General features: G+C 61.6%; 21 protein-coding genes. 16 read left to right on the top strand and 5 right to left on the bottom strand.

The annotated features are described in order from the left end of the window. The first annotated feature begins 29 nt into the window (after nt 1-29). Together ABD884_RS19195 and ABD884_RS19190 are read left to right on the top strand one after the other, a co-directional pair. Nucleotides 30-2,000, top strand: coding sequence for an MFS transporter (locus ABD884_RS19195; RefSeq protein WP_345049842.1), 1,971 nt, complete (start codon nt 30-32; stop codon nt 1,998-2,000). Beyond that, entirely contained in the window at nt 1,997-2,542 is a 546-nt protein-coding gene (locus tag ABD884_RS19190; protein WP_028266035.1) for a TetR/AcrR family transcriptional regulator, read from the top strand. Before ABD884_RS19195 ends, ABD884_RS19190 begins: the two co-directional genes overlap by 4 nt. A 53-nt stretch (nt 2,543-2,595) precedes the next feature. On the opposite strand, the gene ABD884_RS19185 is transcribed toward ABD884_RS19190, so the two are convergent. Genes ABD884_RS19185 through ABD884_RS19175 form a run of 3 tightly spaced genes read right to left on the bottom strand, consistent with a single transcriptional unit; the run spans nt 2,596 to nt 5,517 of the window. Then, entirely contained in the window at nt 2,596-3,498 is a 903-nt protein-coding gene (locus ABD884_RS19185) for a branched-chain amino acid ABC transporter permease (RefSeq protein WP_345049833.1), read from the bottom strand. Beyond that, nucleotides 3,495-4,310, bottom strand: a complete 816-nt coding sequence (locus tag ABD884_RS19180) for an ABC transporter ATP-binding protein (protein WP_345049829.1) — start codon at nt 4,308-4,310, stop codon at nt 3,495-3,497. Before ABD884_RS19180 ends, ABD884_RS19185 begins: the two co-directional genes overlap by 4 nt. 7 nt (nt 4,311-4,317) lie before the next feature. After that, a complete protein-coding gene (locus ABD884_RS19175) occupies nt 4,318-5,517 on the bottom strand; it encodes a serine hydrolase domain-containing protein (protein ID WP_345049824.1) in 1,200 nt (399 codons plus the stop codon). Between the two features lie 397 nt (nt 5,518-5,914). Between ABD884_RS19175 and ABD884_RS19170 the strand changes: the two genes are divergently transcribed. From ABD884_RS19170 to ABD884_RS19105, 14 genes are all read left to right on the top strand, one after another. Continuing rightward, nucleotides 5,915-7,015 (top strand): branched-chain amino acid ABC transporter permease, encoded by a 1,101-nt coding sequence (locus tag ABD884_RS19170; RefSeq protein WP_345049818.1) that lies wholly within the window; start codon nt 5,915-5,917, stop codon nt 7,013-7,015. Nucleotides 7,016-7,073: 58 nt separating this feature from the next. Then, nucleotides 7,074-8,357 (top strand): ABC transporter substrate-binding protein, encoded by a 1,284-nt coding sequence (locus ABD884_RS19165; protein ID WP_345049812.1) that lies wholly within the window; start codon nt 7,074-7,076, stop codon nt 8,355-8,357. Between the two features lie 17 nt (nt 8,358-8,374). Beyond that, a complete protein-coding gene (locus ABD884_RS19160; RefSeq protein WP_345049807.1) occupies nt 8,375-9,169 on the top strand; it encodes an ABC transporter ATP-binding protein in 795 nt (264 codons plus the stop codon). Nucleotides 9,170-9,285: 116 nt separating this feature from the next. After that, nucleotides 9,286-10,557: a cytochrome P450 gene (locus tag ABD884_RS19155; RefSeq protein ID WP_345049795.1), complete on the top strand. Its 1,272-nt coding sequence runs from the start codon at nt 9,286-9,288 to the stop codon at nt 10,555-10,557. 11 nt (nt 10,558-10,568) lie between these two features. Then, a complete protein-coding gene (locus tag ABD884_RS19150) occupies nt 10,569-11,525 on the top strand; it encodes a PDR/VanB family oxidoreductase (protein ID WP_345049787.1) in 957 nt (318 codons plus the stop codon). 145 nt (nt 11,526-11,670) lie between these two features. Further along, the gene (locus ABD884_RS19145) at nt 11,671-12,396 is read left to right on the top strand and encodes a GntR family transcriptional regulator (protein ID WP_345049784.1); all 726 of its coding nucleotides are present in this window, start codon (nt 11,671-11,673) and stop codon (nt 12,394-12,396) included. Nucleotides 12,397-12,556: 160 nt separating this feature from the next. Beyond that, nucleotides 12,557-14,086 carry an aldehyde dehydrogenase gene (locus ABD884_RS19140; protein ID WP_345049781.1) on the top strand — a complete coding sequence of 510 codons (1,530 nt, stop codon included), beginning with the start codon at nt 12,557-12,559 and terminating at the stop codon, nt 14,084-14,086. Continuing rightward, a complete protein-coding gene (locus ABD884_RS19135; RefSeq protein WP_345049779.1) occupies nt 14,083-15,000 on the top strand; it encodes an NAD(P)-dependent oxidoreductase in 918 nt (305 codons plus the stop codon). The genes ABD884_RS19140 and ABD884_RS19135 overlap by 4 nt, the downstream gene beginning before the upstream one ends. Before the next feature lie 50 nt (nt 15,001-15,050). Then, entirely contained in the window at nt 15,051-16,595 is a 1,545-nt protein-coding gene (tcuA, locus tag ABD884_RS19130; RefSeq protein WP_345049776.1) for an FAD-dependent tricarballylate dehydrogenase TcuA, read from the top strand. Continuing rightward, nucleotides 16,592-17,386: an N-acyl homoserine lactonase family protein gene (locus ABD884_RS19125; RefSeq protein WP_345049771.1), complete on the top strand. Its 795-nt coding sequence runs from the start codon at nt 16,592-16,594 to the stop codon at nt 17,384-17,386. The genes tcuA and ABD884_RS19125 overlap by 4 nt, the downstream gene beginning before the upstream one ends. A 105-nt stretch (nt 17,387-17,491) precedes the next feature. Beyond that, nucleotides 17,492-18,682, top strand: coding sequence for a cytochrome P450 (locus ABD884_RS19120; protein ID WP_345049767.1), 1,191 nt, complete (start codon nt 17,492-17,494; stop codon nt 18,680-18,682). Nucleotides 18,683-18,713: 31 nt separating this feature from the next. After that, nucleotides 18,714-19,508, top strand: coding sequence for an SDR family NAD(P)-dependent oxidoreductase (locus ABD884_RS19115; RefSeq protein WP_345049759.1), 795 nt, complete (start codon nt 18,714-18,716; stop codon nt 19,506-19,508). 11 nt (nt 19,509-19,519) lie between these two features. Then, a complete protein-coding gene (locus tag ABD884_RS19110) occupies nt 19,520-20,914 on the top strand; it encodes an MmgE/PrpD family protein (protein WP_345049753.1) in 1,395 nt (464 codons plus the stop codon). A 62-nt stretch (nt 20,915-20,976) separates the two neighbouring features. Continuing rightward, entirely contained in the window at nt 20,977-21,468 is a 492-nt protein-coding gene (locus ABD884_RS19105; protein WP_345049749.1) for an HtaA domain-containing protein, read from the top strand. A gap of 43 nt (nt 21,469-21,511) precedes the next feature. Here the strand turns inward: ABD884_RS19105 and ABD884_RS19100 are convergent, their stop codons facing one another. Both ABD884_RS19100 and ABD884_RS19095 read right to left on the bottom strand, forming a co-directional pair. Next, entirely contained in the window at nt 21,512-22,672 is a 1,161-nt protein-coding gene (locus tag ABD884_RS19100; RefSeq protein ID WP_345049744.1) for an acyl-CoA dehydrogenase family protein, read from the bottom strand. Beyond that, a complete protein-coding gene (locus ABD884_RS19095; protein ID WP_345055076.1) occupies nt 22,673-23,887 on the bottom strand; it encodes a CaiB/BaiF CoA transferase family protein in 1,215 nt (404 codons plus the stop codon). Between the last annotated feature and the right edge of the window lie 69 nt (nt 23,888-23,956).

Genomic DNA, 23,956 nt, shown 5'->3' with positions numbered 1-23,956 from the left:
ACAAGCCGCCCCTTAGCTGAAAGCAAGAGATGACTCGCTCCACTGCCCTGACAACAGGACGGCCGTCCTCGACCGCCATCACCGCGGTACTGGCCCTCAGCGGCACCCTTGTTGCCCTGATGCAAACACTTGTGGTTCCACTCCTCCCGGATTTCCCCGGAATCCTGGGAGTATCTGCCGACGACGCGTCCTGGCTTGTGACTGCCACCTTGCTCGCGAGCGCGGTGGCCACGCCCATCGTTTCCCGCAGTGCGGACATGTATGGGAAACGCAAGATGATGGTGGTGTGCCTGGCCATCATGGTGGCAGGCTCAGTGATGGCAGCGCTTGGGGCTTCGTTCGTGTGGCTGATCATCGGGCGGACGCTCCAGGGCTTCGCCACGGCCCTGATTCCCGTGGGTATCAGCATCATGCGCGATGAGCTGCCTAAGGAGAAGATGGGCTCCGCGGTTGCGTTGATGAGTGCCACCCTGGGAATCGGTAGTGCTTTGGGGTTGCCCCTCGCCGGAGTCCTGTACCAGAGCTTGGGGTGGGCCTCGATATTCTGGGTTTCCGCGGCCGCAGGCACACTGCTGCTCGTTGCGGTGGTTTTGGTAGTCCCCGAGTCCAAGGTCCGCACCCCGGGTCGCTTCGACTATGCCGGCGCGTTGGTGTTGTCCGCAGCGTTGGCCGCCCTGTTGCTGGCCATTTCCAAGGGAGGTTCCTGGGGCTGGCGTTCGGAGTCGGTTCTGCTGCTTTTCCTCACCGCCGCGATACTGCTGACCGTCTGGGTCCCCTATGAGCTTAAGGTCAGCCAGCCGATGGTTGACCTGCGCACCTCGGCCCGCCGGCCCGTGTTGATGACCAACGTGGCCTCGCTGCTGATCGGCTTCGCCATGTTCGCCAACATGCTCTTGACCACCCAGCAGCTGCAGCTGCCCGCCTCCACCGGCTATGGCTTCGAGCTGAGCGTGATCACTGCGGGCCTCTGCATGGTCCCGTCCGGCCTCGCGATGGTGATATTCGCACCCATTTCCGGGCGCATCATCCGGGTCTTCGGCGGAAAGACCGCGCTGATGGCCGGGGCAGCCGTCATGATTGCCGGCTACGTAGGCCGCGTCTTCTTCTACGATTCCATAGCTTCCGTGATCATCGGCTCAACGGTGGTGAGCGTGGGTACAGCCATTGCGTATGCTTCCATGCCGACACTCATCATGGGTGCCGTGCCCATTACCGAAACTGCCTCCGCCAACGGGTTGAACAGCCTCGTCCGGTCCATCGGTACGTCGACGTCCAGTGCGGCGGTTGCCGCCGTCCTCACCTCGGTCACCCTGACGGTCGGGTCCAAGAGACTCCCCGCATTCGATGCCTTCAAGGACGTCTTCTGGATGGCCGTGCTTGCGTCGGCCGCTTCCATTCTGGCGGCAGTCTTCATCCCACGCGCCGCCGCTGCCCTGCGTCCGCCCGCGGGCGCAGTCGAAGCCGGCGAGCTCGTGGTTCAGGGACGCGTACTGGCGCCCGACCACCGCCCCCTCACTCCCGCCGTCGTCACCGTTCTCCAGACCGGCGGCCAGCCGGTGGATTGGGGCCGCGTGGACACTGAGGGGAACTATTCCGTGGCCCTCCCCGGCGCAGGCAAATACCTCATGGTGGCCAATGCAGCCGGCTGGACACCCACGGCCGAAGTCTTTGAGTTCGACGGACGCACTCTCGAGCACAACGTCCTGCTGCGCGACCGGCTGACAATCGGCGGCGAAGTAAGCGTGGCCGGCGAGGGGATTGCCGGTGCCGTGGTGACCTTGCTCGAAGCCGGCGGCGGACACGTTGCCACCACCAGGACCGACGCTGACGGGATGTACGCCTTTCCGCTGCCCCCGGCAGGCCGCTACGTCGTGACCATGCTTCAGCCGTTGACGGAGCGGGCAATCGCTCAGAAGCTCGCGGTGGACAACCGCTCCGTCACCCTGGATCTCGCCGCGCCGCCCGTTGGGGAAATCTCCGAAGAACCGGTGGGAATGTGAGCATCACTAGCCACGAAGCGATCCTCCGCTCAGCTGCACACCTTTTTGGCGAGCGCGGCTACCGGGCCGTGACGGTGCGGGACATCGCCGCAAAGGCGGGCGTGTCGGCGGCCTTGGTCATAAAACAGTTTCTTAGCAAGGAAAGGCTCTATGCGGCCGTGCAACCGGACGAATCGGCGCTCGCCGAACTGGACGTCCCGACGTCGGAGCTCGGCAGGGCTCTCGTGTTCCGCGTGCTGATGCGTCGGGAACGCGGACACCAGGAACCCTGGGCCGCCATCCCGTTCGCGGTGCTGGACGCGCCCAGCACGGACGCCGCCCGGGCCGACATTCGTGAGCGCTACCTCTCCGCCATCGCCCGACTCATCGGCGACCGCTCAGCGGACCGCCGCTTCGCATCCACGGTGACTACCTTGATGATCGGCTTCGGCGAGGGCGTACGCACCCTGGGCCTGTTCGACGGCTGGAGTTTTGACGAACTGATGTCGCACTACGGAGCAATCGTCCAGGCCCAGATCGACGCATGCACGGCGGCAACGTAGGCATTGCTGATGTCTGGGTGTTGCCCTGCCGGTCGGATACCGGCAGGAATGCGCTAGAAGCGTTCTACGGCCCGTGTGCCGAAGAGACCCTTAGGACGGATGAGCAGTACCAGCAGCAAAACTATGAACGGCGTAACGGTGGCAAAACGACTTCCGAGATCCGGCCACAGCACGGGCTGTACGAGGGCGGTGAACTGCTGTACCAAACCGATGGCGAAACCTCCTACGATCGCGCCCACAGGGGAGTCGAGTCCGCCCAAAACGACGGCTGGCATGGTGGCAAACACCACCGAAGTCAGACCCAGTGTCACCCCGGATGATCCGGTGGCCAGCAGCGTTCCTGCGACCGCGCCGAGAGCGCCGGCGACAAACCACACGCCGTAAGTCACCCTGCGGGGGTTGATGCCAATCGATACCGCGGCCTCTTTGTCGCTTGCAGAGGCGCGCATCGACAGACCACCCCGGGTGTAGGTGAGGAACAGGAAGCAGGCGATGATGAGAGTCACGCTGATGGCGAGGGTCCAGATGTCACTGACGGAGATCGCTACCCCACCCATCGTGATCGTGTCCAGGCGCCAGGGATCGCCGAGGTTCTGGGACTTAACTCCCCAGATGGAACTTACGATGGCTTCGAAAATATAGAGCACCCCGATGGTGACCATGAGAACGCTGAACGTCGGGCGGTGTGCGAACCGCCGCATCACGAATCTTTCGGTGAGGATTGCAGTGAGGCCGCAGACGCCCACCGAACACAGCAGGCCACCAAAGAAGCCAAGGTTCCAGACGGCGCCGAACTGATAAGTAAGGTATGCGCCAAGTAGAACGAAGGCGCCCTGCGAGAAGTTCATGATCCGTGTCGCCGCGAAAACGATGACGAAGCCGAGGGCGACGAGGGCATAGGTACTGCCGAGGGCGAATCCGGAGACCGCGGTTTGCAGGATGTCGTTCCAGGTCACTGCTTTGCCTTTCCTAGGTACGCTTCGATCACCTTGGGGTCATTTTGAATCTCGCTCGGTGTCCCGGAGGCGATCATTGCACCGAAGTTGAGGACGACGATGCGGTGGGCCAGCGACAGCACGAACGGCATATCGTGTTCGACGAGGACGATGGAGATGCCGGTTTCTTCGTGCAGCTGTTTGATGTATCGACCGAATTCCGCCGTCTCTTCGCTGTTCATGCCCGCAGCGGGCTCATCCATGAGCAGCACTTTCGGCGACATGGCCACAGCACGGGCAAGTTCCACCCGCTTGCAGATGCCCTGTGGAAGTTCCCCCACAGCCTTATCGGCAAAGGGTTCGAGGCTCAGCGACGCGATCAGCCCATCAACGCGTTCCAGGAAGGCCTGCTCCTCCTTGCGCGTGCGTCGCGGACGAAGGCCTGCACTGACCATGCTTGTTCGCATGACGTAGTGGTAGCCGAGCATCAGATTTTCACGCACCGTCATCGAACCGAACAGAGCCAGGTTCTGGTACGTGCGGGCGACTCCATGGGCAACGATTTTCGAGGGCACCATCCCTATCAGGGAACGACCATCCGCAGTGATGCTGCCCGAGGTCGGCCGATGCTGGCCGGTGATGCAGTTGAAAAGAGTGGTCTTGCCGGCGCCATTCGGCCCGATCACGGCGAGGATTTCACCTTGGTCGAGAGTGATGCTGACATCGTTGAGGATGCGCAGGCCGCCGATCTTAACGTTCAGGCCCACGACCTCAAGTGGCTTGGCATGGGCATTCACGGATGGCGTAGCCGGGGTGGTCAAAGTGTCGGTCATTGGTGGCCTATTTCATGTCGGGGTAAACACTGTCGTTCACGACCGTGCTCACCGTCATGTCGGAGAGGCGTTGGAAGCGCTCGATGTTGGCGCTTTCCTCCATGACGCCGGAGGTGAGGCACACAAGGGAAAGTTCACGCGCGGGATCCACCCAGTACAGGGTTGATCCGGCACCGTAGTTACCAAAGGTGCCGGGCGAGGTGAGAGTTCCGAGGATGCTCGGGTGCATCCCTTCGCCTCGGATGAAGAATCCGAGGCCCAGATTTGCGGGCATGACGTCCCAGTTTCGACGCTGCGCCATCGGAATCCACCAGTTATTGATGAGGGTACCTGTGTGGTTCTTCGTAGCACGTTCCAGGATCGCGGGGGCAATGAGGCGGACTCCGTTGAGTTCGCCGCCCCGGCGTAGCATCTCGGCGAAGCGGAGCACATCGCCGGCCGACGACACTGCGCCGACCCACGGCATTTCTGCCTTCTCATCGAGCACTGTGTTAAGAATCTCGATATCGGCCGCGCTGAGCCATCCGGTGGCCTCGAAGCGTGCTTTCAGGGGAACAAGGCGGTCGGCCCAGGCCTTCGGGGCGCCGAGGGCGGTGTTGGTCATTCCCAGCGGTTCAAAGACATCGCGCTGCAGCAGCTCGCCAAATGACAACGAGTTGCCGTGGACCCGTCGCACCATTTCACCGAGGAGCGCGTGGTTGAAGGCAGGAGAATAGTCGACAGTATGGCCTGGGTCGCCGATGGCATCCATGGAGCAGATCGCCTCGATGGTTGCCTCCAGACTACCGAGCCGCTCGTACTCAACGGGCTCCGGCGTGGGTGGAAGTGCTGACCGGTGAGTGATGAGGTCGGTGACCGAAATACGGTCCTTACGCTTGTTGAGAAAGCGGTCCTTCGAGCGGAACTCAGGGATGACGTCCACGACTTTCGTCGTCATGGACAGCAGCCCCAGTTCAATCGCCTGGTAGACGAGGGTGTTGGTGAACGCCTTGGTCAGAGACAGAATGCGGAAAATATCATCCGTATGCGCGCGTCGTCCGGTGTCACGTTCGGCGTACCCGATTGCCTCGTGCGCGACAATCTCACCCTTGTGGGCGATGGCGATGACGGCTCCGTCATAGTCGCCAGCTTCGACGTCGAATTTGATGCGATCAGTAAGCCGTGACAGCGCCCTGTCGTCGATGCGCGTGGTGGTGGACTGTGTCATGGGTGGGACCTCGCTTCATTGTGGGTGCCAGCGGCGCGTAGTTGCAGATGATGTCGGCTGCGACGGCTCTGTTCAGATCCACCGTCATCTGCGCTCTCATTATGATTGAATTCAATCTTATTGGTGGATGCTAGCAGCAATCTCACCGGCAACAAACAGGCCTATACCGAAATTTCAGTGTCTATCAGGTTGCAACTGATGAAATATCTCGAGGTCGAGTAGTGAATCTCAATCCAAGATTTGCCAATTGGACAATATTGAATACAAAAGATATACATACTAGGTGACCCTGGTCACGGTGAACTTTTACCCGTGGCAACTGGCCTGCGGGAACTGTGAAGTCCCACCTTGAGGGAGCGGTGATTTGGTAAATCAAAAATACGAGGAGAGTGCAGCGGTGACCGTACTGCAGTCTCCGAAATCGAAGTCTGCTCCGAGGGCGGCAGCGCACCACCCGCGGGCAATCCCACGGATAGTTAAGTGGGCGGCTCTGCTTGTGGCGCTGATTGCGTACATCGGGAGCCCGTTGATGCTCGATGACGCACGCCTCGGGGTGTTGTCGCTTTGTGCCGTCTATGCGATCGCATCGATCGGGCTGACGCTTCTCACCGGCAAGACCGGCCAGGTCACCATGGCGATGCCGTTCTTCATGGGGGTTGGCGCCTACGGGGCCGCCTACTTCGGAGCTCAGCTGGGCCTTCCATTTGGGGCCTACACCCTTCTGGCTCTCGCCATCGGCGCCGGACTCGGCGCCCTGACCGGGTTCCTCTCCATCCGGCTGGGCGGGGACGAACTCGCTATCACGACCCTGGGTATCCTCATGGTCGGGCAATACGTATTCAACGAGTGGAAAACGGTGACCGGAGGGGAGTCCGGGATCAGTCTTCGGTCCGCGTCGATCGCGCTCGGGCCTGTCGATTTCGCCGCACTGGGAGACTTCACCCGATCACAGTCGATGTTCTGGCTCACTTGGGGCATCCTTGCTGTTGCTGCCTACTTGGCGGGGTCGATCGTGGTCTTCCGTCCCGGCCGTGCCATGCAGGCCATCCATGATTCAGAGAGATCGGCCGAGGCCGTGGGCGTCAACGTCCGTTCCTACAAAATTCAGGTTTCGGCGCTGGCAGGCGGGCTCGGTGCCCTCGCGGGAGTCCTTTACGCGGTGCTCCAGCAGTTCGTCTCGCCCACGGCCTTCGGTATTTCGACGTCCATCCTGCTGTTTGCCATGATCGTCATCGGCGGAATGGGGAGGGTCTCCGGCGCGATCCTCGGCGCCGTCGTAGTCTGGTCGGCCCAACAACTGATCGCCCAGGAATCCCAGGGCCCCGTGCTGAGCCTCTTCCTCAAAACAACCGAGAGCGGGCCGGGCCTCATGACGGTCGGCGCTTTCAACATCCTTGCCTATGGACTCATGATCGTCCTTCTCCTCATGTACGCCCCGAAGGGTCTCGTGAGCCTCTGGGATTTCGGGGTCGCCACATGGCGCCGCCGGGCGGGATAACGCACTTTCAACCATCAGCTTCACGGACGCAGCACAACTCAACCAAAGGAGATTGAGCATGAACAAGAGAACTACTTCTGCCGCACGAATGATGGGCATCGGACTGATCGCCCTGTCGATGACGGTTACGGCCACGGCATGTGGTCGGAGCGGGCCCGCGACAGCGCCCGCTGCGGAGGGCGGCCTCGCCAGCGCTCCCGGCTTTGACGGTAACAAAATCACTCTCGGCGTTCTTGGCGTAACTACGGGCGCCCTCGCGGAGCCGTCCGGAACCATTCTTGAGGGCATGCAGGCGTACTACAAGGCGCTCAACGACAAGGGCGGCATCGCCGGCAAGTACAAGGTCGACCTGCTCGTCCGCGACACGGCATACGACCCCGCAAAAGTCATCCAGGAGTACAACTCCAGCAAGGCCAACGTTTTGGCGTACACCCAGATTTTCGGGACCGCCATGACCAACGCGATTCTCCCGGACCTCAATGCCGACGGCATCATCGGCATCCCCAGCAGCGGTGACGGGACCTTGCTGCACCAGCCCTCAATCATGATGACAACTGCCCCCGCTGAGATCGACGTGATTAACGGAATCGAGTGGGCAACATCCCAACCGGGCCAGAAAAACGCGCGGGTCTGCTACGCCGCCCTTGAAGGGGCTCTCGGTGCGTCAAGCAAGGATGCCTTGTACTGGGGTGCCGGCAAGATGGGCCTGAACACTGGAACCTCCGTGACCCTGCCGCTCGACGGTGACTACACGCCCCAGATCCAGGAGCTGCGTCGAGACGGCTGCCAGATCATCATGACCAAGGGCTCTGGCGTCGTTCTCACGAAGCTGCTCAGCAAGGCAGCCGAAGTTGGCTTCGCACCGCAGTGGATGGCGCCGTCCTCCGACTGGATCCCGTCCATGAAGGCTTCCCCCCTCGCCGCGTACATGCAGGCGCATCTTCTGCTCGTGAAGGACGCCACCATTTACGGCGACACCAACGCAGCGGGTATGGCCGACATGATGGCCGCGCATGACAAGTACACCCCCAACGTGACGCCGGTGTGGCTTTACACCAACGGTTACTCTTCCGCGATGGCACTTACCTCCGTCATTGAGAAAGCCATAGCCAGTGGCGACCTATCCCGGAAGGGCATGATGGCGGCGTTCAATTCGACAACGGCACTCGATTTCAAGGGCCTTCAGGGCAATATGCCCTGGGGCGCACCAGCAGTCCGCGCGGCATCGAGCGTGTACTCCGTTATCGGCATCGACGTCTCCACCCAGACCGGCCAAAAGATCAAGGATTTCGGCGTCGAGGGTAAGACCTCAAAGGGATACACCTTCCAGAACAAGAAGTAGCAAATGTCAGGAAACTAATGTCGCAAACGCATACTGCGAGTGACTTGGTTGGTGCCGGGCATAACCGCCCGGCGTCAACCGCCCTCGCCATCAATGACCTCTCGGTCAGCTACGGCGCCCACGCGCCTGTACTCCACAACGTCTCCCTTAACGTGCCCGATGGTTCGGTTGTCACCCTCCTCGGCGCTAATGGCGCCGGCAAGTCAACCCTCGTCCGCGCGGCGACCGGCCTTCTTGACGTGCATCAGGCACGGGTCGTGTCGGGGAGCATCCTGCTCTACGGGCAGGATGTGACCGCCGCTTCAGCATCGGAGCGCGTGCGAAAGGGAATGTCCCAAGCCATGGAGGGCCGCCGCATCTTCACGCAGCTGTCCGTGGACGACAACCTCCGCGCAGGGGCGATCACCCGCCGGGGCGGAAACCAGATCCGGGCCGACCTGGAACGGGTCTTTGACCAATTTCCGGAGCTGAGGGAGCGCCGCTCGTCCAAGGCGGGTTTCCTATCCGGAGGCCAACAGCAGATGCTGGCGATCGGTCGCGCACTGATGGCCAAGCCTCGACTGCTCATTCTCGACGAGCCTTCCCTTGGGCTGGCGCCCAAGCTGATCGAGCGCGTCTTCGAGGTCGTCGCCGACATCAAAAGATCCGGCACGACGGTGCTCCTCATTGAACAAAACGTAGCTATGGCCCTCGAGGCCTCTGACCTGGCGTATGTCTTCGAATCCGGAGCTGTTGTCGCGTCAGGTCCTGCTGCGGAAGTCAAGAACGACGAGAGAGTCAAGGCCGCCTACCTCGGCGGCCACGCCGGATAGCACAACAACCGGTCTCGAAAGGGACGACCTTTGCGATCTTTTGAAGACTGGACGCTGCACAACATATTGCAAGCATGGCGGGGCATCTGCTCCCGCAGAAACGAAAGGACCTCCTCGTGACAGCAGCACGCTGCCCCGTCTCGCACACCTTCGATGCAATGGGAGATGACTACTTCCGTGACCCGGCATTGGCATTTGCCAACGTACGCGACGAAATGCCGACGTTCTTCTACCCCTACCTCAACGCCTGGGTCGTCACGGCCAAGGCCGATTGCGAATACGTGCTCAGCGACTGGAAGAAGTTCTCAAGCGGAGACAAAGGTGCCTCCATCGAGGTGCCAGAGCAGTTTCAGCACATCGTTCCGCAGGAACTGATTGCCAAGATTCTTGTGGGTTCCGATCCGACCGGTCACACTTTGTCCCGCAGCGTAGCTGGCCGAGCTTTCGTCAAACCCCGGATGGATGCCTTGCAGCCTGTCATTGAGGAGCGTGCGCACCGTATCCTCGACTCCTTCGCCGCCGAGGGAAGTACCAACCTCATGGAGGCCTATTGCCTCGAGCTGACTACGCAGACATTCATGGCCCTCGCCGGTCTTGACCATGAGGCCGAGCCGATGATGCGCCAACTGCGGGATGACCAGTTTGCTATTCTCGCCAGTGCTCTGGAGCCCATGGAGGAACCCCGTCGTTCGGAAGTGTGGGGCCGCTATGCCGCGGCGCAGACTTACCTGCGCGGGATCGTCCACGAGCGCATCGAGAACCCCGGCGATGACCTCATCTCGGAGATGGCAGGGGTCAGGGACCGCGAAGGCGCCATGGTGCTCTCGCCCGAGCAGATCGCCGTGCACGTCGGAGAGTTCTCGGGCGCCGCCACCGACACGACGGCGCAAGCGATGGCCAATGCGGTACTGTTTCTCACTGCAAACCCCGAGGCGCTTGAGGCCGCAATGGCCGACCCGCAGCTCTGGCCGCGCGTCTTCGACGAGACCGTCCGCCGCCGTCCGTCCGGCACGGCGACGCGGTGGGCCAAAGAAGATGTGATCCTCGGCGGTGCCGAGATCAAAAAGGGCGATGTGGTCTGGCTGGGTCTGGCCAGTGCGAATACGGACGCTTCATACTACGAGCGGCCGTTCGATTTTGACATTCACCGGGCGGACGTCGGCGATCATCTTGCATTCAGCAAGGGGCGACATACTTGCCTTGGGCAGCCATTGGCCCGGGTCCAAGGAGCGACGGGTCTGAAGGTGCTGTTCGAGCGCCTTCCGTCCCTGCGCGCTGATGCTGACACACCGCTGGATTTTGTGCAGATGGCACTCCTGCCGATCCGCAGGACCTTGCCCGTGCATTGGGACGTCACTGACGCAGCCCGTGCCCGTGAACTGATCTAAGAGAGAAAAATATGCAAACGGAAACCCGCATCCCCCTGACCGTCTCCGGGCGTCGCGATGAATCTGAGGGCGTAATATCGCTCCTGCTCGCCTCACCCGACGCCACACCCTTGCCAGCATGGGCCCCTGGCGCCCATATCGACGTCGTTCTGGACGACGAGACGGTCCGCCAGTATTCGCTGTGTTCACGTCCGGCTGACGCAGGTACCTGGCGGATCGCGGTGCTACGTGAGCCTGCCGGGCGGGGTGGATCTGCCCGCATCCATGACTCATTAAGGGCAGGCGCCAGCGTGACGGCCAGCGTTCCACGGAACAAATTCGCGCTCCACCGCGCCAGCCGCTATATCTTCATCGCCGGTGGTATTGGCATTACGCCGATCCTGCCGATGATCGAGCAGGCGGAGGCCGACGGCGCTGACTGGTCACTGCTCTACGGTGGCCGTACCCGGGGGTCCATGGCTTTCCTGGAGGAGCTGGGACGGTACGGCGATCGCGTCACCATCGCCCCGCAGGATGAAGTAGGGCTGCTGGATCTGAAGTCCCTGCTCGCTGTGCCCCAAACCGGCACCTTGATCTACGCCTGTGGCCCGGAGCCTTTACTGCTGGCAACCGAAGCGGCCAGCGCGCATTGGCCGAAGAACTCGTTGCGAGTGGAACGGTTCGCACCCAAGGTGGTCGAGACTGTCGGCGAAGACGAATCGTTCGAAGTCGAGTTCGCGGAAAGCGGGCTTGCCGCGATAGTTCCCCCGGGCACGACCATCCTTGAGGTTGCCGAGAAGATCGGTATTAACGTCTTCTCCTCATGCCAGGAAGGGACCTGTGGCACCTGTGAAACTTCGATCCTGGCGGGCCGCGCTGAGCACCGGGACTCCTTGCTCACCGATTCCGAGAAGGACGAGCAGTCCAGCATGATGATCTGTGTATCCCGCGCCGAACACGGGTGCCCCAAGCTTGTGCTCAAGCTCTGACGTCCGCAGACACAGGAGATCCTATGGATCACGTGACAAGTGTAGGACTGTCGAGATTGCATACAGACGGTCTAATATCAATCCCAACTGTCTTTGCGAACCCGTGCAATCGACGGTCCAAAGCCACGGTCAGGAGCAAAAGATCATGACTCATTCAGAACGGACGGAGTCAACCGAACCCCGGACGCCGGCTGATCCGGCGGCAAACTCGCTGCGGTCATTCCTTGTCGCCCCCGAGCATGGCAGCATGACGGATGCCGTCACTGATGCTCTGCGCGAGGCCATTCTCAGCGGGGTACTGGCACCTCCCGCCTGGCTGCGCGAGGATGACCTTGCGCAAACCTTGTGCGTCAGCCGGACACCGGTGAGGGAGGCTCTTCGCCGTTTGTCTGACGAGGGTCTCACCCAGCGCGTGGCCAACCGGGGGACCGTCGTCGCTCAAATGTCGATCGACGAAATCCTGGCTGTCTATGCCGTTCGCGAGAGCCTTGAAGGACTAGCGGCCCGCACCGCAGCCATCCGCAGGCCGGCAGGCCTGGTGGATGCACTTACCGCGGTGCACCGCGAGATGGAAGGACAGGTCAGCGACAGTAGGCGCTTGGCTGAGCTCAACCTGCAATTCCACCGTCTCATTCGGGACGCGAGCGGCAATCCATACCTCGAACGGTTTCTGACGCAGGTCGAACACGCTGTGCGCCGCTTTGGCCGTACGACGTATGACTCCGAGGGGCGTTCCGTCGAGAGCCTCAAGGAACACTATGCGATCCTTGAGGCCATTGCGGCCGGTGATGCCGATCGTGCCGAAGAGCAAGCAGTGGCCCATATGCGCCGCGCCCGCGAGGTGCGGGTGAAGCAGATGCTTGCGCGCTAAGCCGGCCGCCCGATTTCCTCGACTTGACAGAGAAGAGGCCAATCGGCATGGTTATTGCATGCAATGTGTGAACAATCTGCATATTTTTGTTGTGCGCAATCACACTCCTCAAAACGAAACACGTATCGCGTTATGAATCTTCAACGGAACAGGTGCACGAATGACTGATTACCGCATGCTGATCGGCGGGCAAAGAGTTGATGCCACCGCGCTCCGCCGCTTGCCGGTCACCAACCCTTACACCGGGCAGCAGATCGGCACGATTCCGGATGCGTCGGCCTCGGACGTCGATGATGCTATCGCCGCAGCGCGCCATGCTTTCGACAATGTGTGGTCCGAAGTTTCCGGGACGCGTCGCGCCGAGTTGATGAACCGGCTTGCCACCCTCATCGACGACCGCTCCGACGCTCTAGGCCTTCTCGAGTCGCAGGATAACGGCAAGCTTCTGCGGGAGACGACCGCACAGGCCCGGTTCTCAGCCCGCAATTACCGCTTTTTCGGCGGCTATGCCGACAAGCTCTATGGACGCACGATTCCCCTGGACACTCCCAACACGCTCGACTACACGCTGCGGCAGCCGGTGGGCGTCGCAGCGCTTGTGACTGCATGGAATTCGCCTATGCAGCTCCTGGCCAACAAGCTGGCACCAGCGTTGGCAGCGGGCAATACCGTCGTGATCAAACCGTCGGAACACGCCTCACTCACGACTCTGGTACTCGCCGACCTCGTCGAAGAGGCGGGCTTTCCTGCAGGCGTCATCAACATCGTTTCCGGCGGCATTGAGTGTGGCCGTGCCATCTCCGAACATCCTGGCCTCGACCGCATCAGTTTCACCGGAAGCGTGCCCACCGGGCAGGCGATTGCCGCGGCCGCCGCCCGCACATTGGTACCGGTCACTCTTGAGCTAGGGGGAAAATCCCCGAACATCATCTTCGAAGATGCCAATCTGAAGCGCGCCGTCACGGGGGCGCTCGTCGGAATTTTCTCCGCGGGTGGACAAACCTGCATCGCCGGCAGCCGGCTCCTGGTACAGGACAGCGTCTATGACCGCGTCGTCAGCGAAATCGCCATCCGGGCAGACGCCATCCGGCTTGGAAACCCCCTTGAGCCTGCTACCCATATGGGACCAGTCGCCAATGAACCGCAATTTGAGCGGATCACACGAATGATCCGTTCGGGCGTCGACGCCGGCGCGCGCATGGTGGCCGGCGGGGCGGTTCCGCACGCCACGGAGCTCTCCGAGGGACTCTTTATCCGGCCAACTGTCTTTGCTGACGTTGACAATGCTTCTTCGCTGGCTCAGGAAGAAATCTTCGGTCCCGTACTGTCGATCATCCCCTTCTCCGATGAATCGGAAGCAGTCGCGATTGCCAACGACAGCAGCTTCGGTCTGGCTTCCGGCATCTGGACTGACAATCTCGGCCGGGCACACCGTGTCGCCGAGAAGATCGTGGCGGGGACCGTGTGGGTGAACACCTACCGCTCAAGCGCAGCCCAGGCACCGTTCGGGGGCGTTGGAAAATCCGGCCACGGACGCGAACGAGGCGAAGAAGCCCTGGACGAGTACTTGCGAACCAAGAACGTCATGGTCGACCTCAGCGAAGAGACTATCGACCCTTTCGCCGCCGCACTCGGGGAGCCTCCGATCCACCTACAGGATTCAGATTCCACAAAGGAGAACCAACCGTGACTGACAACGCCACCACCGTAGCTCTGGTCGGGCTGGGCAACATGGGCGCCGCAGTCGCCTCACGGTTGGTTCGCGTCGGCCCGCTGACGGGATTCGACCTCAACGCGTCACGACGCGACGCCGCGTCAGCCATGGGCGTGACAGCCGTGGACGATCTAGCGGAGCTGGCTGACGCCGACGTCGTCCTCCTGTCTCTTCCTACGCCTGAGATCTCCCTCACGGTCGGACGCACCCTGGCCGAATATTTGCGCCCAGGCAGCATCATCGTTGAGACGAGTACCGTCAACCCCGCCGACATGGGACGCCTCGCCGACGCAGTGTCAAGCAGTGGCATCCGCGTGGTCGACGCCGCCATCCTCTCCGGCGTCGGGGGCATGGCCGCCGGTACCAGCGTGCTGCTCACCGGCGGCCGTTCCGAGGATCTCGACGCAGTGGCGCCGGTCTTGGAGGCAATGAGCGGCCGCATCATCCGTTACAGCGAGCTTGGTACCGGCATGGCGGCCAAGGTCATCAACAACGCCGTGGCACACGCCGTAATGGTCGTCCTTTCCGAGGCAGCATCCCTGGCCGTCGCCACCGGAGTCACCGTTGAACAGATCGCTGATCTGCTCCGCGACCCGGATGCCGGCCTGCTTCGCCCCCTCACCCACCGAATCGACGAGCGTGTTCGGCAGAGCAACTACGAGGGCGGCATGCCGACCGAGGCCGCCCGGAAGGATTCGGTGCTGGCCTTGCAGCTAGCGCAAGCCCATGACGTACCGCTGTTTGCCATCCAAGGCGCCCACAGCGTGTATGAACTGGCCCTTGCTGCAGGCCTTGCCCGTCACGACTATGCGTCCATCGCCACCCTGTGGGAAGGCTGGACGCACAGCCCATTATCCGATAGCACCCGGACCCACACGACTGCCGATTAGGCATCTAGGTATCCCGGCCAAAACCAACAGACTGAAATGGAACAACAGACATGACAGATGTGATACCCACCACCGAAGAATCCCAAATCGGAGACGAAGGGCACTACGACGTCGTTGTCGTCGGTGCCGGCAACGCCGGATTCAGTGCAGCCCACGCCGCGAGGGAGCTCGGAGCGTCCGTGCTTCTTCTGGAGAAAGCGCCGGTCGAGGATGCTGGAGGCAATAGCTTCTACACCGCTGGCGCCTATCGAATCGCGTTCAACGATATCTCTGACCTCGTTCCCCTGCTCGACGACGAAACTGTGAAGCGGTTGCCGCAGACCGTTGTCCCGGCGTATCCGGCCGTTGATTTTACCAGCGATATGAGCCGCATCACCGAAGGACGCAACGATGCGACCCTTACAGAGATCCTCGTCTCGCGCTCATACGACACGCTGCGCTGGCTGCACTCCAAGGGCCTGCAGTTCCGGCTGATGTACGAACGCCAGTCCTATGAAGACAACGGCGTGTTCACGTTCTACGGCAATCTCGTCGTCGGGTCCGTGGGAGGCGGCAAGGGGCTCATCGCCCAGCACACCGAGGCGGCTGTTTCCTCGGGTGTGAGCTTCCGCTACGGCGCCCGGGTAACCGGATTGCTCCGCGGTGACAACGGCGAAGTCACTGGAGTCCAGTACACCGATGCCGACGGCACCGCCCGAACAGTTTCGGCCGGAGCAGTCGTACTCGCAGCGGGTGGCTTCGAATCAGACCCCGAGCGACGGGAACGCTACCTTGGCGAAGGCTGGTCAAATGCCCTCGTGCGCGGCAATCCCGGCAACACAGGCGAGGTGCTCGACATGGCGCTCGAAGCCGGAGTACAGCGGTTCGGGGACTGGGGTAGCTGCCACAGCGTGGCATGGGATGCCGGCGGGCCGGCTAACGGAGGCAACCGCGAGCTGACCAACCAGATGACGCGGCAGAGCTATCCGCTCGGCATCGTTGTAAACCGTGAGGGCAAGCGATTCGTCGATGAGGGTGCGGACTACCGCAACTACACCTACGCGCGTTACGGGCGCGAAATACTCAAGCAGCCCGAAGGGATTGCGTTCCAGATTTTCGATGCAAAGACGCGCCCCATGCTGCGCACGGAAGAGTACGACTCCACGCCGATTTCGGGCGCCCAGGCCGACAGCATCGAGGAACTCGCCGAGAAGCTGGGGATAGCCGTCGACGACTTCCGGCGCACGGTGGATGAGTTCAACAACTCAATCGTCGACCAGCCATTCCACCCGTCCATTAAAGATGGTCGAGCCGCCGAAGTCGAGCCGCCCAAGTCGAACTGGGCCCTGGCTATCGATACCGCGCCCTTCTACGGCTACGCCGTGACCTGCGGTATCACCTTCACCTTCGGCGGGTTGAAAGTGAACGAGAACGCGCAGGCTGTCGATGAGTCGGGCACCCCGATCCCGGGACTGTACGCCGCAGGTGAGATGGTGGGCGGGCTCTTCTCCGGCAACTATCCTGGCGGATCAGGCCTGACATCCGGAGCGGTTTTCGGACGCCTAGCCGGATCCCATGCGGCTTCTCACACCCGTGCCGGTTTACTGGTGTCATGACCATCCAGGCAAACGCATTCGCCGTATACGCGATCCGCTTCGCTTCCCGGGACGCATCCCTTCGCAAGGAGCACTTCTACCGGGGTGATCCCTGTGGGGATGAAAGCCTGCCGATCGACTACTTCGTATGGGTGATCGTAGGCCGCGGAACAACCGTGTTGGTGGATGCCGGGTTCACCCGGGAAGTTGCCGAACGCCGGGGGAACAGGACCTTTCTGCAACCCCCGGCCGAGACGATGCGGCAGCTCGGCATCGCCACCGACAGTGTCAAGAACATCATCTTGACTCATCTCCACTACGACCACACGGGCCACCTTCCGGACTTTCCGTCGGCTCAGGTGCACCTGCAACGCACGGAGCTCGACTACTGGACCGGACCCTATGCCCGACGAGGAGAGAACCCCCACCTCATCGAACCGGGCGACCTGGCATATGTGAAGGAGCAGCTGAAGAACGGGAAGGTCACGCTCGTCGACGGCGACGCGGAGATTGTTCCTGGAGTGGAGGTGCACCGTGTTGGCGGCCATACCCAGGGTCTGCAGGTTGTTGCGGTGGCGACTGAAGGCGGCACGCTTGTCTTGGCCTCCGACGCCACCCACTTCTACGCCAACATAGACGAGGACCGTCCCTATTCAATCGTTGATCACCTTCCGTCGATGTACGACGCGTTTGACTGGATCAAAATGACAGCGAGCGTGCCCGAATTCATCATTCCGGGACACGATCCTCTGGTGCTCGAAAGATTCCCTGCAGTGCCTGGGCTTGAGGGCGTCGCTGTTCGTTTGGCGTAGGGGACTGTGCCCGTCAGGGACGGGCACAGTCTTGTCCTGTCAAAGTTGCATACAATACGAAAACAATTGATCTCCAGCAGGTGTGGGAATGAGAAGGAGAAACAGATGGTAGCTGTCAAAGAATTGACGGTATCCCCGGGGGCGATTGCGTCTCTGGAAGAGCAGCTGGAAGCCGCTGCTTCAGCGCGCATTGTGAAGAGCCCGCGCGGATATGAAATATTCCACTACGAAGACAGTCTGCAGGTGCTGCGTTCCCCCGATATCCGCCGGGCCAAGCTGTTCCTTTACCGGGCAGACAACATCGGCCTGACCGAGGGCTATGCCCGTGACTTCATGGAACGAATGCTCAATACCCAGGAGGGCGAGCAGCGCAAGCATCTACGGACTCCAATGGCACGGTTGCTGTCCCCGCGCAAGACCAAGACGCTCACTGAGGCCGTGCGCGACATCGTCAACACCCTGCTCGACGAGGTGCAGAATCCCGATGACGTCGATTTCCTTAAAGAAGTCTCCTGGCGTCTCCCTCCGGAAGTGTATTGCCATATGGTGTCGATTCCCCGTGAGCTGGCCCCGACAATCGGGCGGCTTTCCGACAGCCTGCTTGGCCCGCTCCTCACCGTGGATTCGAGCCGCAAGCAGGAAGTCATTGATGCGCACTATGAGGTGTTTTCCCTTGTCGAAGAACACATCGAGACCCGGCGCAAGAACCTCGACGATGATTTCACATCCGCTCTCATCGAGGAGGAAATGGCAGGCAACCTCAGTACGCAGGAACTTTATGACACGGGGGTGGGTCTGCTAGAGGCGAGCGTTGACAACACTGTTCACCAGAGCGCGATCATGATGGGAATGTTGCTCGAAGACGAGGGGCGGTGGCAGCAGCTCCTGGCCGAGCCCAGTCTCATGCCGAACGCGGTGGAGGAGACGCTCCGGGTCTACCCCCGCTTCCGAACGCATATGCGCTATGTTCCCGAAACCATGGACGTACTCGGTACGACCGTGCCCAAGGATGACCTCATTTTCATCCACGTTGAGGCCGCACAAAACGATCCGACGGTATTCGACAACCCGTCCGAGTTCGACATGACGCGCCCTATGGTTCCGGGTCCTCTTTTGTTCGGTCAAGGGCAGTATTCCTGCATCGGCCAGAATCTGGCACGGCTTGAAATGCACACACTGCTCACCGCCGTCATGGAGCGATTCCCGAAAGCGCGCTTGATCGAACCCTGGCAGCAGCATGAGGGTCCCTTCGTCCGCGAGGTCACCTCTCTGCGGATTTCACTTACCGGAAATTGACTTTTCACAAACCAACGATGGGAAGAATCTCATGACAGAAAAAACACGCTTCATTGGTAAGACGGTGGTCGTCACCGGCGCTTCGCGGGGGCAGGGCGCCGCAGAGGCACGCGCTCTGGCGTCAGAAGGTGCCACAGTCATTATTGCCGACGTGACGGACGCAGTGGGCCAGGCTTTGGCCGAAGAAATCTCAGCCGGTGGCGGACACGCAAGCTACCAGCATCTGGATGTCACCTCCGCGTCGGATTGGGCCAGCTTGCGCGAGACCCTCGTGGCCGCCGGCCGCGGGTTGGACGGGCTCGTCAATAACGCTGGAATCTCTGTTCCTGGGCGCCTGGCCAATGTCACCCTCGAGGCGTGGAACAATTCCTTCGCCGTCAACGTGACTGGAGCTATGCTCGGAATCCAGACCCTGAGTCCCATCATGAACCAGGGCGGTTCGATTGTGAATGTCGGCTCGATTGCGAGCCTGATCGCATACCACAATGTGGCATACAGCGCGGCGAAGTGGGCTCTCCGTGGCCTGTCGAAGACCGCCGCGGTTGAGCTGGCCCATCAGGGAATCAGGGTAAACATGATTCACCCGGGGTACATCAAGACGCCGATCAACGCCGACATGCCCGCCGCATTTCTCAACACTCAACTCGCTTTGACCCCGGCAGGCCGGGGAGGGCGCGTGGATGAAGTGGCGGATCTTGTCTTGTTCCTGCTGTCAGCGGACTCCAGCTTCATTAGCGGCAGCGAGATCCCGATCGACGGCGGATTTACCTCCCATGGAGGTAACAAGCCCATTTTCGACGCTATTGATGCTGCTGCGGCGAACTAGCGCGTGGACAAATGGTGACGGCTGAATTGCCCGCAGCGAAGGGGGCGCAAGCGGATGCGACGCTGAGTGAGCGGTTCGCACGATTCGTGGCTGGGCTTGTGTTTGCCGATCTGCCCCCTGCGGTGACGGAAAAGGCACGGATTTGTCTGCTCCATCAACTGGGGATGGGGCTGGCGGCGCACGGTATCGCGTGCGTTGGCCAGGCCGCCCACATCGCCGCCAGAGAGCAGGCGCGGCCGACGGCAACGATGCTGCACGGGGGAGAGCGCACCTCGGCCATGAACGCTGCCTTCGCCAATGGCGCCCTCTTCCACGCCCGGGTCCAGGACGACACGCACCATACCGCCCACCTTGGAACCGCAGTCATCTCCGCCGCGCTCGCCGTGGCTGAGGAACGTGGAGCAAACGGCGCTGATCTGCTCGCTGCCATGGTTGCCGGTTATGAGATTGCTGGTGGCCTCAGCCGTGAGTACACGGCGTTGACCACGCCCCGCGGAATCCGGGCAACCGGCGTTTTCGGTGTGATCGGCGCGGCCGCAGCCGCGGCTAAACTTATGGGCCTCAACGAGGCGGACACCGCTCACGCACTGGGAATCGCTGCGGGCTTTGCCTGTGGAACGAGCGAGCCTTTCGGCGCGGGCAGCCCGGAGTTCCACTTCAATAACGGGCAGGCCGCAAAGAACGGCATCCTCGCTGCCATCATGGCGGAGGAAGGTGTGACAGCGGCCAGCACGGCATTCGAGGGCGTGGCAGGCTATCTTCAGGCCTATGCGGGAGATCGCACCGAGCCGTTCCGGGCCGCTGCAGAGCTGGGGCAGACGTATGAAATTCTCAACGTGAACCTCAAACCACTCCCCGTGTGTGCCGGAAACCAAGTGCCGGTCAGGAACGCCAAGATCCTCGCCGAGCGGATCGGTGACATCTCGCAGGTGCAATCCATCCGGATCGAAATGAACCCGTATGAGGCTAACCACCCGGGAATCGCGGGATATGGGCCTTTCCGGAACCGGGTGAACACCCTGATGAGCACCCCGTTTTGTGTGGCGCTTGGACTCTTGGGGACCGATATCACGCTGGCAGCCATGGAAAGCTATGACGATCCGGGTGTGCGTCGCTTGGTGTGCCTTAGCAAGGTGGTTGCCGCTGACGATTTGCGGATGTTGCAGTCCCGCATCACAGTCCGGCTTCTGGATGGCAGCGAATTTGAGAATACGCTGGCGCTGGGGGAGCGGGACTGGCGTCCGTCCTTCGCCCAGGAGGCAGGGCTTCTGGCAGCCATGAATGCCGAAATGCCCATCGACGCCGAAAGGCTGAGCGATTTGGTGGAGCATGTGCAAAACATTGGCGAAGCCGCGTCGGTGGATCAGCTAGTGTGGCTCTGCGTGGCCTACCCGACAGAGCAATAGTTAGATCAAAGCGGCAGTCGACTCCCGTGGGGAGTTCCGCCTGGACTGGAGAGGCTACACCATTGAGTGACGACAAACGTACTGACGGCGGGATCCTCCGCTGGGGCATCAAGAAGAGTCTGCGTGAATACGTTGCCGGGCCCGCGGACGGTCAATTTACCGTCAATGGAAGCGTGGTGCCACTGGATGTTGAGTCTTTTGGTTTCCCTGCCACGGCGTCCGCTTATGACATCTCCACCGGGCTGGGAATGCTCCGATTCGAGGGCACAGTGGAATTCACGGGCCACCACGGCATGCGCGTGGCCACGGTGACCGATCCTTGGATTCAGATCACTCCGGAGGGTGCGGTTCTTAGCACTGTCCGGTGGCCCGGGCGTGCGGCCCGGATTGTCCTGGCCAACCTGGTCCTCGGACAGCCAACGCATGAGAACGGTCGTCTGGCTTGGCACAACGTGTCGGCGACACTCTCCACCGAGGGTGGAGAGATCTTCGGCGACGTCTACGCGGCCGGCGAGGCACTGGACCCCATCTCCATCGAAGTCCTGGCGAACTGAATTGCGCTCGATAAGGTGCCCGGTCCGCCGTCGGGCGCGTCTTCTACCGGAACGCGGGGACGCCGGTGAGTTTGTTGCCCAGGATGAGGGTGTGGACTTCGTCGGTCCCTTCATAGGTGCGTACTGATTCGAGGTTGTTGGCGTGACGCAGAGGTGAGTAGTCCAGCGTGATGCCGTTGCCGCCCAGGATCGTGCGGGCTTCGCGGGCGATTTTGATGGCTTCGCGGCAGTTGTTCAGTTTGCCGAAGGAGATCTGGTCCAGCGATAGTGTGCCGGCGTCCTTTTTGCGACCCAGATGCAGGGCGAGGAGGAATCCCTTGTTGATCTCAAGGGCCATGTCCACGAGCTTCTGTTGCGTCAGCTGGTAGCCCGCCAGGGGTTTGTCGAACTGCAGGCGTTCCTTGGAGTAGTCCAGAGCCGCTTCGAACGCGTCGCGGGCGGCGCCCATGGCGCCCCAGATGATCCCGTAACGGGCCTCGTTCAGGCAGGAGAACGGGCCTTTGAGTCCGACGACGTTCGGCAGCACCGCGGACTCGGGCAGCCGCACCTCGGTCAGTTCGATATCGCACTGGATGGAGGCACGCATGGAGAGTTTTGGTTCGATCGGGGTGGCCGTGAATCCCGGGGTTTCTGTCGGGACCAGGAAGCCCCGGATGCCGCCGTCGGCCTGGGCCCAGATGATGGCGACTTTGGCCACGGACGCCAGACCGATCCAGCGCTTGGAACCGTTGAGGACCCAGTCGCTGCCGTCGCGGCGGGCGAAAGTCTTCATGCCGCCCGGATCCGAGCCGGCAGTGGGCTCGGTCAGGCCGAAGCAACCGATCGCCTCGCCCTTGGCCATCGCCGGCAGCCACTCCTGCTTCTGCTCTTCCGAGCCATGCTTGTAGATGGCGTTCATCGCGAGAGAGCCCTGCACGGAAACGAAGGTGCGCAGCCCGGAGTCGCCGGCTTCCAGTTCCGCGCCGGCAAGTCCGTAGTCGACGGCGGATCGGCCCGCGCAGCCGTAGCCCTTCAGATGCATCCCGAGCAGGCCCAGCCGGCCCAGTTCCGGGACGATCTCCAGCGGAAAGACGGCCTTTTCATACCACTGGGCGATGTTCGGTTTAATCTCGCTGTCCACGAAGGAACGCACGGAATCGCGCAGAGCACGCTCGTCCGCGCTGAGGAGGGAATCGAAATCAATCAGATCGCTGATATCAGACATTTATTGGCCTTTCACGGTGGTGGTTGAGGGTTCCGAAGAGAAGATGGTGCCTTGGTGTTCGCCAAGGCTCGGAGGGACCTGCCGGTATTCCGGACCGGTTGCGGACAGGCGGATGGGGTTGGCCAGCTGCCGGGACTCCCGGCCGGTTGCGGGATCAGTGACAATGGTCGACGGGCCGAGTCCCAGGCTCTCTGCCAGTTCGAAAGCCTCGCCGACGCTGTTGACCTTGCCTGCGGGAACCCCGGCTGCGAGCAGTTTCTGTTGCCACTGCGCGGCCGTGTCGGCAAGCAGCGCCGTTTCGACAACAGCGCGCAGTTCCGTCCGGGAGGCCACCCGGCGTTCGTTGCTGAGGAACCTTGCCTCCTCCGCCAAACCCTCCAGGCCAAGGACCCGCGCCAAGGCTGCGAACTGCCGATCATTGCCGACGGCGACGGCGAGTGTGCCGCTCCCGGTGCGGAAGGTCTCATAAGGGGCGATGCTGGGGTGCGCGTTGCCCAATCGAGCGGGGGATTTCCCGGTGGCGAGGGTAGCCGTGCCTTGGTTCACCAGGGCGGCAAGAAGTGAAGAGAGCAGGTTGACCTGCACCTCCTGCCCCATCCCGGTAGCATCACGGACCCGCAGTGCCATCAAGATTCCGGCGAGTGCATTTTGTCCGGTCAGGACATCGACCAGGGCGACTCCCGCCTTGCTGGGTTCCCCTTCGGAGGGGCCGGTGATGCTCATCAGGCCGCCGAGGGCTTGGACCAGGAGGTCGTAGCCGGGCATGTCCGCGCCAGCTCCGGCACCGAAGCCCGAGATCGAGCAGTAAACGAGGTCCGGCCTGCTCTCGGACAGGGTCTGGTAATCCAGTCCGAATTTCGCCATCACGCCAGGACGGAAATTTTCGACGACGACGTCGCACTTAGCGATTAGGGTCCGGGCATATGCCAGCCCACGTTCCGTGGAGAGGTCTGCGACCACGGACTTCTTATTGCGGTTGACGCTGGCGAAGTATGTCCCCGTGCCGCTGGCATCCACGGGTGGAATCCATGCCCGGGTATCGTCCCCGGCCGGACTCTCAATCTTGATGACCTCGGCCCCATAATCGGCCAACATCATGGTGCACAGGGGGCCAGCAAGGACGCGGGAAAAATCCGCTACTCGGATTCCGGCCAGCGGCTGGCTGCTTGATGAAATGGGGGAGGGGGATGCCACAGCGCATCCTTTCTGGTACATGTTGCATGCTACAACTCGCATGTTGCATGCAACTGTAGAATAATTCTCTTCATATGTAAAGAGGCGGTG

The organism is Arthrobacter methylotrophus (genome assembly GCF_039539965.1).
In the GTDB taxonomy this organism is placed as follows: Bacteria; Actinomycetota; Actinomycetes; order Actinomycetales; family Micrococcaceae; genus Arthrobacter; species Arthrobacter methylotrophus.
The sequence above is the reverse complement of the archived record's forward strand: the minus strand, read 5'-3'. Positions and strand labels throughout refer to the sequence as shown.

Excerpts from the sequence above, each read along its gene's own strand:
- ABD884_RS19115 (WP_345049759.1), top strand. The coding sequence starts at position 18,714 with ATGACAGAAAAAACACGCTTCATTGGTAAGACGGTGGTCGTCACCGGC.
- ABD884_RS19175 (WP_345049824.1), bottom strand. The coding sequence starts at position 5,517 with ATGACACAGTCCACCACCACGCGCATCGACGACAGGGCGCTGTCACGG.
- ABD884_RS19095 (WP_345055076.1), bottom strand. The coding sequence starts at position 23,887 with ATGTACCAGAAAGGATGCGCTGTGGCATCCCCCTCCCCCATTTCATCA.
- ABD884_RS19145 (WP_345049784.1), top strand. The coding sequence starts at position 11,671 with ATGACTCATTCAGAACGGACGGAGTCAACCGAACCCCGGACGCCGGCT.
- ABD884_RS19110 (WP_345049753.1), top strand. The coding sequence starts at position 19,520 with ATGGTGACGGCTGAATTGCCCGCAGCGAAGGGGGCGCAAGCGGATGCG.
- ABD884_RS19150 (WP_345049787.1), top strand. The coding sequence starts at position 10,569 with ATGCAAACGGAAACCCGCATCCCCCTGACCGTCTCCGGGCGTCGCGAT.
- ABD884_RS19140 (WP_345049781.1), top strand. The coding sequence starts at position 12,557 with ATGACTGATTACCGCATGCTGATCGGCGGGCAAAGAGTTGATGCCACC.
- ABD884_RS19160 (WP_345049807.1), top strand. The coding sequence starts at position 8,375 with ATGTCGCAAACGCATACTGCGAGTGACTTGGTTGGTGCCGGGCATAAC.
- ABD884_RS19195 (WP_345049842.1), top strand. The coding sequence starts at position 30 with ATGACTCGCTCCACTGCCCTGACAACAGGACGGCCGTCCTCGACCGCC.
- ABD884_RS19165 (WP_345049812.1), top strand. The coding sequence starts at position 7,074 with ATGAACAAGAGAACTACTTCTGCCGCACGAATGATGGGCATCGGACTG.
- ABD884_RS19125 (WP_345049771.1), top strand. The coding sequence starts at position 16,592 with ATGACCATCCAGGCAAACGCATTCGCCGTATACGCGATCCGCTTCGCT.
- ABD884_RS19180 (WP_345049829.1), bottom strand. The coding sequence starts at position 4,310 with ATGACCGACACTTTGACCACCCCGGCTACGCCATCCGTGAATGCCCAT.
- ABD884_RS19120 (WP_345049767.1), top strand. The coding sequence starts at position 17,492 with ATGGTAGCTGTCAAAGAATTGACGGTATCCCCGGGGGCGATTGCGTCT.
- tcuA (WP_345049776.1), top strand. The coding sequence starts at position 15,051 with ATGACAGATGTGATACCCACCACCGAAGAATCCCAAATCGGAGACGAA.
- ABD884_RS19100 (WP_345049744.1), bottom strand. The coding sequence starts at position 22,672 with ATGTCTGATATCAGCGATCTGATTGATTTCGATTCCCTCCTCAGCGCG.